Genomic DNA, 16,797 nt, shown 5'->3' with positions numbered 1-16,797 from the left:
TCACGAAGCCTGATATCTTCCGGGAACTGTTTACTAATTCCGTCGGTCCACGTGTAATCTGATCATACACAATCCGTGCAGGAAGTGCCAGCAGCACTACCTGCACGGTCATCCGGGACTTTGTCTTCGGAACTGCCACGGTTCAGCCTGCTCTCCTATACTTTTATGGCAATATCATACACCGGTGATCTCTTGGCTAAAATGAGAAGAGTCGCAGCTTTGCAACCAATTTGTTTGTAGCAGCAGGCTTAAATGTTGTACAATAAAGGCTAAATGACTTTTTGAAGGATGGATTAATAATGTATATAGCAAGTGACTGGAAGGACTATGAAGTGATTGATACCGGTGGCGGAGAAAAGCTGGAACGCTGGGGCGATATTATCCTGCGCCGCCCGGATCCGCAAATCATCTGGCCGCTGGCCAGCGAGAGTGCCAAATGGCGTGATGTGCACGGACACTATCACCGCAGTTCCGCCGGGGGCGGGCAATGGGAAATGAAGAAAAGCATTCCGGATGACTGGAAAATCAGCTACGGCAAGCTGAAGTTCCATCTCCGTCCGACGAACTTTAAGCACACGGGTCTCTTCCCTGAGCAGGCGGCCAACTGGCGCTGGATGATGGACAAGATCGCTGCGGCTAACCGCCCGATTTCCGTGCTTAACCTGTTCGCATATACCGGCGGAGCAACCGTTGCAGCGGCAAGTGCCGGAGCCTCCGTAGTTCATGTCGATGCAGCTAAGGGTATGGTTCAGTGGGCCAAGGAGAATGTAGCCTTATCCGGGCTTGCCGACAAGCCAGTCCGCTACATTACAGATGATGTGTTCAAGTTCGTGCAGCGTGAACAGCGCCGCGGCAGCAAATATGATGCAATTATTATGGACCCGCCTTCCTATGGAAGAGGCCCGGGCGGTGAAATGTGGAAGCTCGAAGCCAGTCTCTATCCGTTCCTGGAGAGCTGTATGGAGATTATGAGCGACCGGCCTTTGTTCATGCTGATTAACTCCTACACAACGGGAATTTCGCCTACCGTACTGCGCAATATGCTGTCAATGACCATGGGCAAACGCTACGGCGGCAAGCTTACCTCCGGTGAGATCGGACTGCCGATTACCTCCTCAGGTATGAATCTGCCTTGCGGAATTCTGGGCCGCTGGGAGGCGTAAGCCATGACCGTGCAGAACAACGGAACAACCGGGAAGTCCGGCAGCGGAAAGTCCCGGTTTGAGATTTTATATGAGGACAACCATCTGCTCGGTATCGTGAAGCCCGTTAATATTCCGGTGCAGGAGGATGCTACAGGCGATGCGGATCTGCTGACCCTGCTGAAGGAAGATGTGAAGGAACGTTTCGCCAAGCCGGGGAATGTCTTCATGGGCCTCGTTCACCGGCTGGACCGGCCTGTAGGCGGCGCGATGATCTTCGCCAAGACTTCGAAGGCAGCCTCACGGCTGTCTGAGAGTGTCCGCACACACGCCTTCCACAAGGTGTACCTGACCGTCGTTCATGGCAAGCCCCCTGCCTCCCAGGGCCGGCTGATTAATACGCTGCTGAAGGATGAGCGGAGCAACACGGTCAGTATTGTCCGCACAGGAACACCGGGCGGCAAGGAAGCGATTCTCGATTATACGGTACTCGGCAGCGCTGAGGGCTACACCCTACTCAAGATCGACCTGCTTACCGGACGCTCCCATCAGATCCGTGTGCAGATGAGCGGCATCGGCTGCCCGCTGTACGGAGATCAGAAGTATGGGGCCGCAGTGAACAGACCCGGCCAGCAGATTGCGCTGTGGTCAGCACTTGTCGGGTTCCCGCATCCGGTGACCAAAGAGGAAGTTGCATTGATCTCCCTGCCTCCACAGACCTATCCCTGGAATCTGTGGACCCCGCAGAACCAAAAGCAGGCTATCCGGTAACGGACAGCCTGCTTTTGTGTGTATGCATGTATATGAGGTCAACACTGGACATCTATTAAGGAGTCGAACCTTCCGGAGCCGGAGCGGGAGCTACCGCCATCTTCCCCATCAGATAGAGCAGCAGCTGCTGGTTATGTGATGAAATGGGATCGAGCGCTTCGGCAAAAAAATCGCTGCGGATCTTCAGTCCGCGAGAGGTCTCGTTCTTGCCAGTCTCGGTGATGCTTACCCAGACGATCCGCCTGTCGGAGGCATCGCGTTCACGGATAATCAGATTATGTTTCTCCATCCGGTCAAGCAGCATAGTTACAGCCGCCGGGCTGGTGGCCAGATGCGGAGCCAAATCAGAAGGTTTCATCGCGTCACGTTCCTGCAGCAATTCCAGTACGGTAAGCTGGGCATCGGTCAGTGTAGGGGCAAGCTTGCTATCCATATGTAGCTTATAGTCCTTTAATATCTTATGCCAGATTTTACTGAATTCAGTGGAGTGCACACTTATTCCTTCCTTTCCCTGCGGATCTCTATCCGGTATACCTAAACATTTTCGCGAAATAAATTCCATTTCCTGCAAAAGAAAAAAATAAAATCACGGCCGCTAGTGAATTTAAGGTACGTACTTACAGATTTCTCAATGAACCCGCTTTTTGTGGTGGTGATGGAGTGACTGCTGATTATACCTTGGTATCCATGAATCAAAGTTGTAATACCTGCAACATTAGTCATTCTATACACTGTTTGACGGGACTCGGAGCGAACCGTGTAATTCTCCGTTGCCTGACCAAACTTGTAAATCCGGGCTAATACAAATAGACGGCGTTCGGAGCTCTTTAAAATTGAGCAGCCGGACGCCGTTTAAATTAATTAATATTATAAGCTTCTGCCCCGGCTATTTGACTGCCGGGTACAGGCTAATGATCTCATCCTTCTTCTCGACAGCAACCAGCTGCTTGCCGATGGAACGGCGCTCACCAATCGGTGCCGATTCGGAGGAGAAGGTATGAACCGCACCGCTCTGGGTGATAGCGGTCAGCTCCACCGGCTCTTTGCAGTAGAAGGCCCCCACAAGTCTGCTGCCGTTCGGGCGAACCCGTTTGCCTTCTTTGAACTCGAATGTCGGCATCCCTTTGCCTCCGCGGCTCTGTGAAGGGTAATCCAGCAATAGAGAGCGTTTGGCATAGCCAATCTCGGTAACCGCAAGAATCTCCCCTTCGTCCTCACTGACCCAGAAGCTGGAGACAACCTCGTCGCCTTCTCGCAACTGAATCCCTCTTACCCCGGTGGCAACACGGCCCATAGGGTTAACTTCACTCTCCCGGAAGCGGATACTCATCCCTTCACGGGTCACTAGCACGATGTCCTTGTCTCCGCTGCTCAGCGCCACTGTAATGATCTCATCACCGTCAGCTACCTTACAGGCGGCAACGGCTCCGGAACGGCTTGTAGAGTACTCCTTGAGCTCTGTACGCTTCACCTGTCCCTTACGAGTGATGAAGACCAGACTTGCCAGCGGGTCCTCCAGGTTGCCGACCGGCAGCACACTGACAATGCCATCACCCTTGGCGAGACCGATCACGTTCACAATCGCCGTACCAGGCTCCTTCCATTTGAATTCCGGTATCTGATGAACCAGAAGCAGGAAGTATTGGCCCTTGCGGGTGAACACAAGCAGGCTGTCCCGGGTATTCAGGTCCAACAGCCTGACGATATGGTCGCCGTCCTTGACACCCGATGCGTGGCGCTCTCCGCCTGAACGGGTGAAGGATGGCATGCCTGTCCGCTTGATATAGCCACCCTCAGAAATAGCGACCAGCACATCCTCCGCATTCACGAGAACCTCCATGCTGACCTTCAATTCCTCCACTTCACCCTGAATCAGTGAACGGCGGTCGATCCCGTATTTATCACGGATCTCGAGCAGCTCTTTGCGGATGACGGCAATCAGCTTCTTGTCACTGTCCAGAATGCCCTGCAGGACAGCAATCTTGGCATGCATCTCATCAAGCTCCTTCTGGAGCGAATGAATCTCCAGATTGGTTAACCGGTATAACTGCAAGGTAAGGATCGAATCGGCCTGGCGTTCGCTGAAGCCGAACATCCACACGAGATTATTCTGGGCATCCTGGCGATTCTTCGATGCCTTGATTGCGGCGATGACTTCATCCAGAATGTTCAGAGCTTTAACCAGCCCTTCCAGGACATGGGCCCGGTCCTCTGCACGCTCCAGATCAAACTGGGTGCGGTGGGTAACCACTTCACGCTGATGGGCGATATAGGCTTCAAGGATCGACTTCAGGCCGAGCTGCTGCGGAGCCTTGTTAACGATGGCCACCATGTTGAAGTTATAGGTGATCTGCAGATCGGTTTTTTTGAGCAGGTAGGCCAGAATACCATTCGCATCGGCTTCCTTCTTCAGCTCAACCACAATCCGCAGACCCTCACGGCCACTCTCGTCGCGGACTTCGGCAATGCCTTCGATCTTCTTCTCCAGGCGGATGTTCTCCATGGAAGTCACGAGCCGTGACTTCACAATCTGGAAAGGCACTTCGGTAATAACAATCTGCTGCTTGCCGCCGCGCAGGTTCTCAATCTCCGTCTTCGAACGCAGGTAGATGCGGCCTTTACCAGTGCGGTACGCATCCATAATGCCATCGCCGCCCATAATCGTTCCGCCCGTAGGGAAGTCTGGACCTTTGATGAAGGTCATGATGTCCTCCAGCGCGATGTCCGGCTTCTGCATGACAGCGATACAGGCATCGATGACTTCACGCAGGTTATGCGGCGGAATTTCCGTGGCGAACCCGGCAGAGATCCCGCTCGTCCCGTTGACAAGCAGATTCGGATACCGGGATGGAACCACGACCGGCTCCTTTGCCGTATTATCGAAATTGTCTTTGAAAAGCACGGTGCGTTTCTCAATATCACGCATCATCTCCAAAGCGATTGGAGACAGGCGCGCTTCTGTATAACGCATAGCTGCTGCAGGGTCATCATCCATTGAACCCCAGTTGCCGTGTCCGTCGACAAGCACATGTCCCATCTTCCAGGGCTGAGCCATCCGGACCATCCCGTCGTAGATCGAGGAATCTCCATGGGGATGGTAGTTACCCATGACGTCACCGACTGTTTTGGCCGACTTGCGGTATGGCTTATCCGGCGTGTTGCCCGAATCGTACATCGCGTACAGAATCCGGCGCTGCACGGGCTTCAGCCCGTCGCGGACGTCCGGAATCGCCCGGTCCTGAATGATATATTTGGAATACCGGCCAAATCGGTCACCAACGACCTCTTCCAGAAAAGCCGGCAAAAATTGCTCTGATAAACTGCTCATTCCCTATTCACCTTCTGTTCCTCAATCTGTCCACGTCTTTAAATATTGATGATCTGACCGCTGCGCTCTTGCGTTATTAAATTCAAAAACCAAACAAAATTTTGATAACAGGTAAGTCGTAACTGCGGTGAGTTTGGACTTTCGGCCGCTGTTATATTTAGATTCTAGTCATACGCTTAATAGATTGAACTTAAAATGAATCCAATGAGATGTTGTTCATAACTGCGGTGAATGTTTGGACTTCCGGCCGCTGTTGTCTCCGGATTTCTTGATTCTTACCGCTTATAGCGATTGAAATCCGGTGACAAAGGCGGACGCTGTCGCTCCTACAGTTCCAAAATTCCCCTCCGTTATTCTCATCTGTTATTGTCTTCTTCAGTTCAAGCTATATAGCGGATGAAATCTAAATACAAAGGCGGACGCTAGCGCTCCTACAGTTCCAAAATCCCCTCCGTTACTTTCCCTTGTATCAGTTTATCAAGACATAGTTCACCATCCATTGAATTCAAGAACCAACCGCTGCGCGTAAACCGATCATCAAAAAATTAAAAACAGCGGAAGTAATCGTTACTTCCCCACTAACCCCTACTCTACTATCTCTGTAAAGTCGACGTTCTCGACGATCCAGCGCTTACGCGGATCAACCTTGTCGCCCATCAGTGTGGAGACGCGGCGTTCCGCCTTGGCGGCATCCTCGATCTGCACCTGCAGCAGCGTGCGGGAATCCGGATTCATCGTTGTTTCCCACAGCTGGTCCGGGTTCATCTCACCGAGTCCCTTGTACCGCTGCAGCTCGAAATTCTTGCCGAATTCCTTCAGGTAATTCTGCAGCTCCTCATCACTCCAGGCGTAGCGGACGGTTTCCAGCTTACCCGATTTACGCGTCAGCTTATACAGCGGAGGCTGGGCAATGAAGACCTTGCCGGCATCGATCAGAGGCTTCATGTAGCGGTAGAAGAAGGTCAGCAGCAGCACCTGAATATGCGCACCGTCCGTATCGGCATCGGTCATAATGATAATTTTGGAATAATTGCTGTCTTCCACGGCAAAATCAGGACCTATGCCCGCGCCAATCGCCGATATAATCGCCTTGTATTCATCGTTCTTCAAGATATCCAGCAGCTTGGCCTTCTCCGGATTCATCGGCTTCCCCTTCAGAGGAAGAATGGCCTGAATCTTCGAATCACGGCCCTGCTTGGCTGAGCCTCCGGCGGAGTCGCCTTCTACGATGAAGATTTCGGTACGCGTAACATCCTTGGATTGTGCAGGCGACAGCTTGCCGCCAAGATTCGAGCTCTCGCTGCGTTTCTTGCCGCTGCGGATTTCATCGCGGGCTTTGCGGGCCGCTTCGCGCGCCTTGGAAGCCTGGATCGATTTCTTGAGCAGGCTCTGCGCGACCTGGGGATTCTCCTCGAGGAAGCGCGCCATTTTCTCCGAGACAATAAAGTCCACGGCACTGCGGGCAGAAGCACTTCCCAGCTGATCCTTCGTCTGTCCGACAAATTCCACATCCGACATCTTAATGCTGATGACCGCCATCATTCCCTCGCGGAGATCATTGCCCTCCAGATTCTTATCCTTCTCCTTAAGCAGCTGCGTCCGCCGGGCATAGTCGTTCAGCACACGGGTATAGGCTGTCTTGAAGCCGGTCTCATGCGTCCCGCCGCTGCGCGTAGGAATCGAGTTGACGAAAGAAGCAATGGTCTCCGTGTACCCCGCATTGTATTGCAGTGCAATTTCCACTTCAATCTCATCCTTCTCGGAGCTGAAATGAACCACATCATGCAAGACATCCTTACCCTCATTGAGGAACTGTACAAACTGGCTCGCGCCGCCCTCATAAAAGAACTCATCCTGCCGCCCGCTCCGCTCATCGCTGAGGTTGATCCGCAGGCCCGAGTTCAGGAAGGCGATCTCCTGCACCCGTTCCGCAAGTGTATCGTAATTCAGTGAAATGCCAGTCGGGAAGACGCGAATATCCGGCTTGAAGGTGATCTTCGAACCGGTCTTATTCGTATTTCCCAGTACCTCAAGGCCAGTCACAGGCTCGCCGACATGTTCTTTCCCGTTTTTGTCGACCCAATATTCGAAGCGTTGCCGGTGGATCTTGCCTTCACGGTAAATCTCCACTTCCAGCCACTCGGACAAAGCATTGGTTACTGATGCCCCTACGCCGTGCAGACCGCCCGATTTCTTATAGCCGGAGCCTCCGAATTTACCACCCGCATGCAGAATGGTGAAAACAACCTGCGGAGTCGGCACTCCCGTCTTGTGCATTCCGGTCGGAATTCCCCGTCCGTTGTCAATTACGGTGACCGATCCGTCCTTGCGGAGTGTGATATCAATCTTCGAGCAAAACTTGGCCAAATGCTCATCTACGGCATTGTCCACTATTTCCCATACTAAATGGTGCAGTCCCGAGGAACTCGTACTGCCAATATACATGCCGGGCCGTTTGCGGACCGCAACCAGACCTTCGAGCACCTGAATGTCGTCAGCATCGTATCCAGTCCGGCCAACTTCGGCGTTCTTAGAGACTTTTGCAAACATATCGATCTGTTCGAGCATTCATGCTCCTCCTTCTTGTGTCACTATCTCTATAAAATGCAAACAAACGTTTTCGTTCACTTTGTACATTCTAATTCAAAATATCCCGTTTCGTAAAGACGGCGAATGAAATGATTACTGCAGCCAGTCCCCAAATCGCCAATACCGCCATCGAAAATGCCAGTGTCATGCCCTCAATCGGTGCGGGAGTACCTGCTAAATACCCGGTAAGCCCCATATTAACCATAAATAAATATTTGGCCGCAGTCCAGGCTGAAGCCATATTCGTCAGGATCGTGCCTGCAATCAGCGCCGCCATCATCACCACGATACTGGCTGCCGTACTGCGTACCAGAACCGACACCATGAAGGCCAGTAGAGCAACAACTACGCTGACGAACCAGATCAGACCGCCCTGCATCAGCAGGTATTTCCATTGCGGCACGGCGTGAACCGTGGTCATATCGACCGTATCCCCGCTTAGCTGAAAGCCAGTGAACACCGGAACATCGAATCCTTTATATCCAAAAGCCAGCCCTGACACCAGGTAGCTGATGATAAAAGCAGACAGGACGATTAAGGAGACAAACATCATGAGGGCCGTCATTTTACTGAACAGCACCTTCCAGCGTTTGACCGGACGCGTCAGCAGCATCTTGATCGTTCCTGTTGTTCTCTCTCCTGAGACCAGATCCGAGGCCACCGCCATAATCAGCAGAGGAATGAACAGGGATACGGAATTGTCCAGAAACTCACGGGTAAAGGTAACGCCGCTTGGCTCGTTCGGGTTCACATCGTGATCCAGATAATACTGCAGCTGCTGGACAAAAATCCTCCGGTATGACTTCCATTCTTCCGGAATCCGGTCGCTGCCGAGGGAGTTCTGGTTATCGGTAATCTGCTGCTGGACCTCCAGCCTCCAGTCAGAGTTAAACTTATCCCGGCTCCGTTCTGCTATCCGCATCTGTGCATAGGTAAACATAGGCACAAGCACAAGCAGAATCAGCAGGATGACATAAAACCGTTTCTTTTTTATGATTTTGAGGCACTCATTGCGGATGAGCGGCAGCAGGTTAGTCAATAGTTTCACCTTCCGTTAGCTTCAAGAATAGCTGTTCCAGTGTTGGGTTGATTTTATGCACAGCCCGGACCTCCACCTCATCTGTAACCAGTACGGCGACAATTTCCGGGATTAGCTCCTCTTCCATAACCGTGATCAGGGAATTCTCTCCCATGCCTGCGATAATGGAGTCGTCCAGTGTTACCTCATCCAGCTCTAGCAGACGGATATCCGGCCGGCTGTTTAATAGTTCTCTTGCCTGCTTCAGCGGCTCCAGCTCCCATAGGACGTATGGAGAATTGCGGGCAACGAGCTCGTCCACACCGCCCACGGCGAGTACCCGCCCTTTACTGATGATCGCCACACGGTCGCACAGCAGCTGAATCTCGCTCAGCAGATGGCTGGAGACGAACACGGCCAGCCCTTCATCCGCCAGCTTGCGGATGAATTCGCGCAGCTCCTTGATGCCCTTCGGGTCCAGGCCGTTCGTCGGCTCATCGAGAATCAGCAGCCGTGGCCGGCCCAAGAGTGCCTGGGCAATGCCCAGCCGCTGGCGCATCCCCAGTGAATACGTGCTCACCTTGTCATGAATTCGCTGATCCAGCCGTACAATATCCACAACCTCGGCAATCCTCGCCTTGTCCACACCGGGCTGCATGCGGGCGAAATGCTGCAGGTTCTCCCAGCCTGTCAGATAGGTATATACCTCGGGATTTTCGACGATGGAGCCTACGTATTGCAATGCTTTTTCCGGGTCACGGTTTACATTGTAGCCGCAGACGGTAATTGTTCCTTCACTTGGCCGGATCAGGTCAACCAGCATACGAATTGTCGTTGTTTTGCCGGCACCATTGGGACCCAGGAAACCGAATATCTCGCCTTTCCGGACGTCAAACGTAACATCATCTATGATCCATTTACGGCCTATTTTTTTGCGGACCCCTTGTACGGACAGGACTACCTCCCCTGAGGCTTCTTGCATTGGTTTAGCCATCGATATCCAACTCCTTGCTGCACTCATTTCTGTTCACAATGCTCCTGTTCTGGCTCCATTCCAATCCCTGTGTTCCTTACTAGTGCACAGCTTGAACAATCCGTTCACTTATCCGCTGATAACCGTCCCCGTTCGGGTGGAAATGATCATTCGAGAGATACTTGTTCAGATGCCGGTTGAACAAATCGAAGGTCGGAACGAGTGTCATATTGCTATGGGTGTTGATGATATCCATCGCTGCATTGTTCCAGGCAGTTACAGCCTGATTGCCCGGAACCAGCAGGTCCGCAATATCTCCGAAGGGATTATACAATCCCACGTAATAAATCTGTGCCTGCGGATTAATCCCGGCAATGGTGTCAAGAATACTGCCCAGCCGCCCCGATGCATCAGGCAGAGCCGAGAGCAGAGACTCGGGAGTCAATTCGTCGGTGGAGGCTGTAGGCACGGGTGCTGAACCTTCTACCGTGTTATTCGCAGCGGATTCAGTCCCGAGCGGTGCTATTCCGTTCGTAGGATTCTCCGTATCTGCTGACGATGCTGCCTCTCCGCTACTGCTGCCTGATCCCATAATATCCGAGCCTCGGAACAGGTCATTGCCGCCTATAGAGATCAGGATTACATTCGCCTGGCGCAGCGCGTACTGTACACCCTCCTCCTGAAGCTTGCTCTGCAGTCCGGCTGTGGTTAAGCCGTTAATGCCCATGTTGCCGAGCAGCTCCGCCTTGCCTCCGTCCGCCGATAACGCCTCCAGCGTACGCTTCACAAACCCCTGTCCGGAATTGTCGCCGGTCCCTTTGGCCAGAGAATCCCCCAGCGCCAGTATGTTCAATTCATCCGTTGCCGCTGCTGTCGGTGCAGCTGTTTCCTGCGGGAGAGAAGACAGGAGTGTCTCCCCTTTGGGGTTGATAATATCGCTTACCGCGTACACAAACCCTATAATTAAAAGTAAAGTTGCCAGGATGGATACCAGGCCCACTGCCCTCCAGGTCCATTTGGAATCGTTCAATGCTATCCCTCCGTATGCCGATCTATTCTCCATTGTTCCACATTTTACAAACTTCTTAACTATGTAGATAAACATAATTCTTCTTTGCTTAATTTGCAAATAAAGCGGGGGGTTTAGGTGATGGGCGCGGCTGCGGTGATTTTGGGCTTCCGGCCGCTGTTGTCCGCTCCTACAGTTCCAAAATCCCCTCCGCCGCTTCCACCTAAACGGTGTGGAGCAGGCAGGGCGGCACTATAGCGCTGCGCTGATCGTGCGAAACCGCAAAGCTCCATCCACTCTCACAAGTGGAAAAATGTATCTAAAATTCGTCAATTTCTGAGCAGTGGACGGAAGCAAGTGGATAAACAACATCTAATAATGTAAGTTTTCGCTACTTTGGGTGAAAGGACATAATTTAAGTGTTGTTTTTCCAACTATGGTTTTAACGCGGTCCATTGCTTCTTCAGCAGATGGACAAAATCCAACTAATTTCATTTCCCAGCAAAGCCCGGGCCTATCGAGTTCATTCTTCAAGTGTCATTCCCGCTCCACTATTATCCACCATAGACGATTGTGATATTTCCTAAACCTCAAAAAAAGTCCCCCGGCAAGCCGGAGGACGAGTGAAGCCTTACAAATGAAGCATAAGAGGTTAGTTGATTTACGTTGAGTTGTTATATTATTTACCGATGAATTCTTGAACCCAGTAATTATTGTCAAAGCCTACGCCGATGTAGTTGAAATTCGTACTCAGAATGTTAGCCTTATGGCCCGGGCTGTTCATCCAGGCAGTCATAACTTCCTGCGGCGTTTTCTGGCCCATTGCGATATTCTCTCCGGCTGCCTGATAAGTAATACCGAACGCGGACATCATATCAAAAGGCGATCCATAGGTCGGGGAAGTATGGGAGAAATAGTTGTTCGTACGCATATCCGTAGCCTTGGCCGCTGCCACTTTGTTCAGGCTGTCCAGTGCGGAGACAGGAGCCAGTCCTGCAGCAGCGCGTTCTTTGTTCACCAGGGCTACAACCTGCTGAATGTAGCTTGAAGCGCTGTCTGCGACAGCTGGAGCTGGTGTAGCTACTGGCTTAGCTGTGGCCACAGGGGCAGCCGTCGGTGCTGGTGTAACAGCAGGCTTAGCCGTTGCTACTGGCGCAGCTGTGGCTACTGGTCTAGCTGTCGCTACTGGTACAGCGGTAGCCACTGGCTTAGCTGTTGCTGCCGGGGCTGTCGCTACCGGATTCTTATAAATAACGGTTTGGGATACGGTGAACGTATTCCCGTCAAATACAAATGCCTTCGAATTGTACTGTGTGAAATATTCCATGAATTTTGCGAAATTCGTATCTGAAGCGGTTGCCGTAGTGGCTCCAGCTGCTGCGCTTGCCTGTAATGGAAGTGAAATGCTAAGTGCCATAACAGCGGCTACACTTCCACCTATCATTGCTCTTAAAGTCTTGCTTTTCATTCTGCCATCTCCTTATTCTTGTTGTAGAATTACCTGGCTGCCGAGAGTTGCGGACATCAATTGTTACAAAGTTGTAATTTGTTCCTCAGTCATTGTAACATAAAAGTTCCCGCTGTGCGCTTCTAAATTATGACATTTCCCTTCAGGCCTGAGGCTTGTCCGTTCCTCTACAAAAAAGTGGAAACGGCTTGCCGTTCCATAATAAGGACGGTACCGTTTCAGCGAGAAATAGTAGGATAATCTATAGAGCGTGAAGCATATACATTCTTATATTTCAAGAAACCGTCCTCTTCAGAACGGTCGCATGTTCTTATAGTTAATATCGGCATTTCACCGGCCGCCGCTTAATGAAAGGACTGCCAGAATTCCCCTTCTGTCGAGATCAGGCCCATAATTTCGGCATACGGAATCCGGAATGTTGGAAAGCCCGCAGCATACGGAGCAATTTCATAAGGGGCAAAATAGAGATACAGCGCTTCGCCATCTACATAAAAAGGCTGGTCAGCCGTAATGCCTTTGTACGTATCCGGAAAAACATAGGAATACTGCGGATCATTCGCAATCTGTTTTCCGACAATATCACTGAGTTTCTGCACATATCTGCTGCCAGGCTTGAACAGATCACTCAGCGTGTAAAATTTGCCGTTGCGCAAATTGATATGCTCATAGAGCATTGTCGGCATCCCATGTGCCGCCCCAAATGGAAAGCGGTATCCGCTGAGTTCCAGTACCAGCAGATTCTTGCGGAAGAAGGATACGGCAAAATCTCCCGTATAGCTGAAATCCTGACCCGCTCCCCCAGTTCCCGCACCTTCTGCGAGTGAGAGACTGCGCAGCTTGTCATTGACGGCTCTGGACACTTCGGAGATGGCAATACCTTCCACGACCGGATAGTAGACCAGGTAATCCCTGTTCGGTTTATATTTCTTCTCCAGCACGGAATACGGCGGTCTGAGCGGAATGACCCCATTTTGCCGCCATACCTGCTTGCCTCTGCGGTCATAGTAGGCAGTACGCTGGTCTACATCCGCACGGATGAGGTTGCCGCTGAAGGATAGCGATCCTGAGCCGGCAATGACCGGCGGCTGGGCAGCTTTTTTACCGCTTTTATCGATAAAATACGTATCCTTGGCATCATACACCGACGCTAGCCCGTTCTGATAATTGTTCACCCCGAGCAGCGGATGGGTACTGAGAATTCTTCCTGTAAGCGCATCTGCGATCACATAGCGTGAGCCCCGGTACGGCTGATCGGCATAAAGTGGAGTTCCCAGCGCAACCCGGTTCTCACCAAGCTGCTGGACTTCATAGTAAGTTGCCGGAATAATGGCTTTGCCCTGCTTGTCGATCAGGCCGTAAGCATTACCGTAATTCTCTGCTGTGTTGATTACCGCACGCCCTTCGGAGAAAGGCAAGGCTGCTGTAAACTGCGGCTGGATGGCAATGCTGCCGTCTGTGTGGAGGTAACCGTATTTCCCGTTCTCTGTAGCCTGAAAAGCCAGCAGACCCTCCCCCGGATACCCCACGAATGGATATTTGTACGTATGCAGCACCGTTCCCCGGGGATCAATCAGCGCGTACTCACCCTCAGCGACTTTGACCAGAGCCGTTCCGTCATTGAAATCCCCGGCATCCAGATACACCGCTGGCAGCACCTCTTTGCCTTGGGCATCCAGATATCCGTAGTATGAGTTCCCCCCGGTTGTATTCTGCTTGGAGAACAGCGCGCGGCCTTCATGCAGCGAATTCAGATAGTCATACCGCGCGGACGTGACCTCTTTGCCTTTTTCATCAATAAAAGTGTAGCCCTTAGCATCCGAAACCACAGCCCGCCCTTCGGCAAACGGAGCAATAAAGGAATATAGCGGTTTGACCTTCTCACGCCCGGAGCTGTCAATCAGGCCGCTGTAATTCTTGCGCTGCACTACCGCCAGGCCATTCTCCTGGAAATCCTCCGCATAGTCGTATCTGGGCTCGATCACAGTTCGTCCGTCGTTATTAATGTAGCCCCACAGGGTTCCCTCTTTAAGCTTAAAAGGAGCCGGGTGCAGCAGCTCCGCCCGCAGCCCGCTGGCATCTACCTCCGGAAGGATGATAAGCGCCTCCAGCGGCTTTTTGGAGTAGTCTACGCGGTATAATCCCGCTTCTGCCGGGATCGTCACGAACAGCTCATCATCCGCTCGGATGAAATCCTCCTCCTGCTGCGAAATAGCCTCATTCCAGCCGATCCCGTCCCACCGCCATACCTCCGCCATAATCAGACCATTGTCATTCTCTTTTCCCAGCTCGTTCAGCTTAATCCTCAGCATTCTGTCGCTCTCCCTTACAAAGGCATTTGCCTATAGAATATGAGAGTGAGGGGGAAAGGGTGTTTATGTGCCTGGGGCTGCCGAGACGCTTGAGTATGAGCGTCAACGTGAGTGTGGAATACGTTAAGAGCGTCGAATGCATTAAGAGCGTGAGGGCATACATGCGTTAAAAGATTAGGAAAGGTGCGGCCGTAACTGCGGTGAATGTTTGGACTTCCGGCCGCTGTTAGGTTTGGATTTCCTGATTTTGACCGCGTTCGCGGTAGAAATCCAAACCTAAAGGCGGACGCTATCGCTCCTACAGTTCCAAACTTCCCCTCCGTTACTCTCCACCTTTCTGCAGCAAAACCAAGGTCACTGGCACAAACTACATCAAAGCATAAACTGCAACCCTAAGAGCAGCACAAAAACACCCTTTCAGAGGGTGTTAGCCGGATGTTCAAGGGCTGCTTCGCCTGCCCTTTCACTTGTTATTGGGGTTCTGCAGCTACGTGCGCTGGCATTGGAGAGAAAAAAGAGCAACTTCACTATCACTACTTCCTCTTCAATATAAAATCCTGCACCAAATACAACATTTATACACCTGGTTACTTTTCGGGTGTGCTGCACACTTAAGTGTGCAGATATTTGGCATGGTTGTGGAGCAACGTTGCGACAAAATCAACAATCTCAAAGCAAAAGGCGTTTGCGAAATACCGCAAACGCTTAAGATGCTCCCTCCCACCCCGGTGAGGTGATGGGAGTAACGAAGGTAAAGTTTGGAACTGGAGGTACGGCAGCACCATTCTTGCATTCAATCGAAATGTGAGATGGACTATGAACTGTTAACCTATATAAGGTAAGAGTAACGGAGGAGATTTTGGAACTGTAGGAGCGATAGCGTCCGCCTGAAAGCTTTCCAAAGGAAAGCTCACTTCGGAAGCATACTCTTGTTTGGATTTCTACCGCAAACAGCGGAATAAAATCAGGAAATCCAAACCTAACAGGGGCCGGAAGTCCAAAACTCACCGCAGTTACGATCATACCTGATATTTAAGATTTCCAGTTCATTTTACATCTTACATGGACATTGAATGCAAGAAATCCGGGTGCACCAGCACCCGGAAGTCCAAACATTCACCGCAGCTACGGCTAATCACCGAACCACAATTATTTCTTCGAAGAATATTTACGCATATCGAACGAGACAGCTGCGATGATGATGAGGCCTTTGATGATCAGCTGGTAGTAAGGGCTGATGCCGATAAAGGTCAGACCGTAGTTGATCAGGGTGAAGATGATAACACCGACCAGGACACCCGGCACAGTACCGATACCGCCTGTTGTGGATACGCCGCCGACTACGCAAGCCGCGATGGCATCAAGCTCGTACATGTTACCATAGTTGTTGGTAGCGCCGCCTGTTCTTGCAGCTTCAAGCACACCGGCCAGACCGTAAAGGGCACCAGCGATAGCGTAGATGTAGATCAGGTTCTTGGAAACGTTGATACCGGAAACCTTAGCAGCCTGCATGTTGCCGCCGATAGCGTACATGTTCTTACCCAGTTTGGTTTTGTTGAACAGCACCCAGACCACGGCCGCGACCGCCAGGGCTATGAGAACGATGTAAGGTATTGAATATTGGCCGCTGCCGATAAAGCCGGAGCCGATTTTGGTGAAGTCAGGACGCAGACCACCGATTGGCTGCGATTGGTTAGGGTCCATATCGAAGTACAGGGAGTTAAGTCCGTACACGATGAGCATGGTACCCAGGGTAGCGATAAATGGCGGTACATTCAGCTTGGAGACAATGATACCATTGACGAGACCGCAGAGCAGACCGGCAACAATGGCAATCAGGATGGGAAGCCATACTTGGACCTGCGGCAGATCAGGGAAGAACCGGCGTGAGTAATCCGGTATCTGGAGCATGGAGGCGGAAATAACCGCCGTGAAACCAACTACCCGGCCTGCTGACAAGTCGGTACCCGCTGTGATGAGGATAAAGGCTACCCCCAGCGCGATAATTACGCGTGTTGACGACTGAATCAGTACGTCACGCAGGGTGTTGATGGACATGAAGCTTGGTTCATATATGATGATCCCCATAATCAGCAGTACCAGCACGATGTAAATTGCGTTTTGAGTCACAAAGGACTGAGCTTTTTTAACGTTCATTAGTAGTGATCCCCCTTAAAATTACGCGAGCAT

At 51.6% G+C, this 16,797-nt stretch carries 11 protein-coding genes; 2 read left to right on the top strand and 9 right to left on the bottom strand.

Going from position 1 to position 16,797, the window contains the following annotated elements:
* Nucleotides 1-299 precede the first annotated feature (299 nt).
* Together MKZ24_RS17130 and MKZ24_RS17125 are read left to right on the top strand one after the other, a co-directional pair.
* Nucleotides 300-1,163, top strand: a complete 864-nt coding sequence (locus tag MKZ24_RS17130; protein WP_042237524.1) for a class I SAM-dependent methyltransferase — start codon at nucleotides 300-302, stop codon at nucleotides 1,161-1,163.
* Nucleotides 1,164-1,166: 3 nt separating this feature from the next.
* Entirely contained in the window at nucleotides 1,167-1,913 is a 747-nt protein-coding gene (locus tag MKZ24_RS17125; RefSeq protein ID WP_340784816.1) for an RluA family pseudouridine synthase, read from the top strand.
* 55 nt (nucleotides 1,914-1,968) lie between these two features.
* On the opposite strand, the gene MKZ24_RS17120 is transcribed toward MKZ24_RS17125, so the two are convergent.
* The 9 genes from MKZ24_RS17120 to mglC all read right to left on the bottom strand — a co-directional run bounded on the left by MKZ24_RS17120 (nucleotide 1,969) and on the right by mglC (nucleotide 16,764).
* Nucleotides 1,969-2,406 carry a MarR family winged helix-turn-helix transcriptional regulator gene (locus MKZ24_RS17120; protein ID WP_039309191.1) on the bottom strand — a complete coding sequence of 146 codons (438 nt, stop codon included), beginning with the start codon at nucleotides 2,404-2,406 and terminating at the stop codon, nucleotides 1,969-1,971.
* Between the two features lie 393 nt (nucleotides 2,407-2,799).
* Nucleotides 2,800-5,241 (bottom strand): DNA gyrase subunit A, encoded by a 2,442-nt coding sequence (gene gyrA / locus MKZ24_RS17115; protein WP_340784813.1) that lies wholly within the window; start codon nucleotides 5,239-5,241, stop codon nucleotides 2,800-2,802.
* A gap of 585 nt (nucleotides 5,242-5,826) precedes the next feature.
* A complete protein-coding gene (gene parE / locus MKZ24_RS17110; protein ID WP_042237532.1) occupies nucleotides 5,827-7,809 on the bottom strand; it encodes a DNA topoisomerase IV subunit B in 1,983 nt (660 codons plus the stop codon).
* 70 nt (nucleotides 7,810-7,879) lie between these two features.
* Nucleotides 7,880-8,869, bottom strand: a complete 990-nt coding sequence (locus MKZ24_RS17105) for an ABC transporter permease (protein WP_042237534.1) — start codon at nucleotides 8,867-8,869, stop codon at nucleotides 7,880-7,882.
* Complete coding sequence (locus MKZ24_RS17100) at nucleotides 8,862-9,830, bottom strand: ABC transporter ATP-binding protein (RefSeq protein WP_042242878.1); 969 nt, start codon at nucleotides 9,828-9,830, stop codon at nucleotides 8,862-8,864. The genes MKZ24_RS17105 and MKZ24_RS17100 overlap by 8 nt, the downstream gene beginning before the upstream one ends.
* A gap of 91 nt (nucleotides 9,831-9,921) precedes the next feature.
* A complete protein-coding gene (locus MKZ24_RS17095; protein WP_052416578.1) occupies nucleotides 9,922-10,851 on the bottom strand; it encodes a GDSL-type esterase/lipase family protein in 930 nt (309 codons plus the stop codon).
* Between the two features lie 658 nt (nucleotides 10,852-11,509).
* Nucleotides 11,510-12,298 carry a CAP domain-containing protein gene (locus MKZ24_RS17090; protein WP_042237537.1) on the bottom strand — a complete coding sequence of 263 codons (789 nt, stop codon included), beginning with the start codon at nucleotides 12,296-12,298 and terminating at the stop codon, nucleotides 11,510-11,512.
* A 344-nt stretch (nucleotides 12,299-12,642) separates the two neighbouring features.
* Nucleotides 12,643-14,607, bottom strand: coding sequence for a WG repeat-containing protein (locus tag MKZ24_RS17085; RefSeq protein ID WP_340784804.1), 1,965 nt, complete (start codon nucleotides 14,605-14,607; stop codon nucleotides 12,643-12,645).
* A 1,149-nt stretch (nucleotides 14,608-15,756) separates the two neighbouring features.
* The gene (gene mglC / locus MKZ24_RS17080; RefSeq protein ID WP_340784802.1) at nucleotides 15,757-16,764 is read right to left on the bottom strand and encodes a galactose/methyl galactoside ABC transporter permease MglC; all 1,008 of its coding nucleotides are present in this window, start codon (nucleotides 16,762-16,764) and stop codon (nucleotides 15,757-15,759) included.
* Nucleotides 16,765-16,797: the final 33 nt, after the last annotated feature.

It is taken from the genome of Paenibacillus sp. FSL R7-0297 (assembly GCF_038009025.1).
Lineage (GTDB): Bacteria > Bacillota > Bacilli > Paenibacillales > Paenibacillaceae > Paenibacillus_AQ.
Note: the sequence above shows the minus strand (reverse complement) of the source record. Positions and strands in the feature narration are given on the sequence as shown.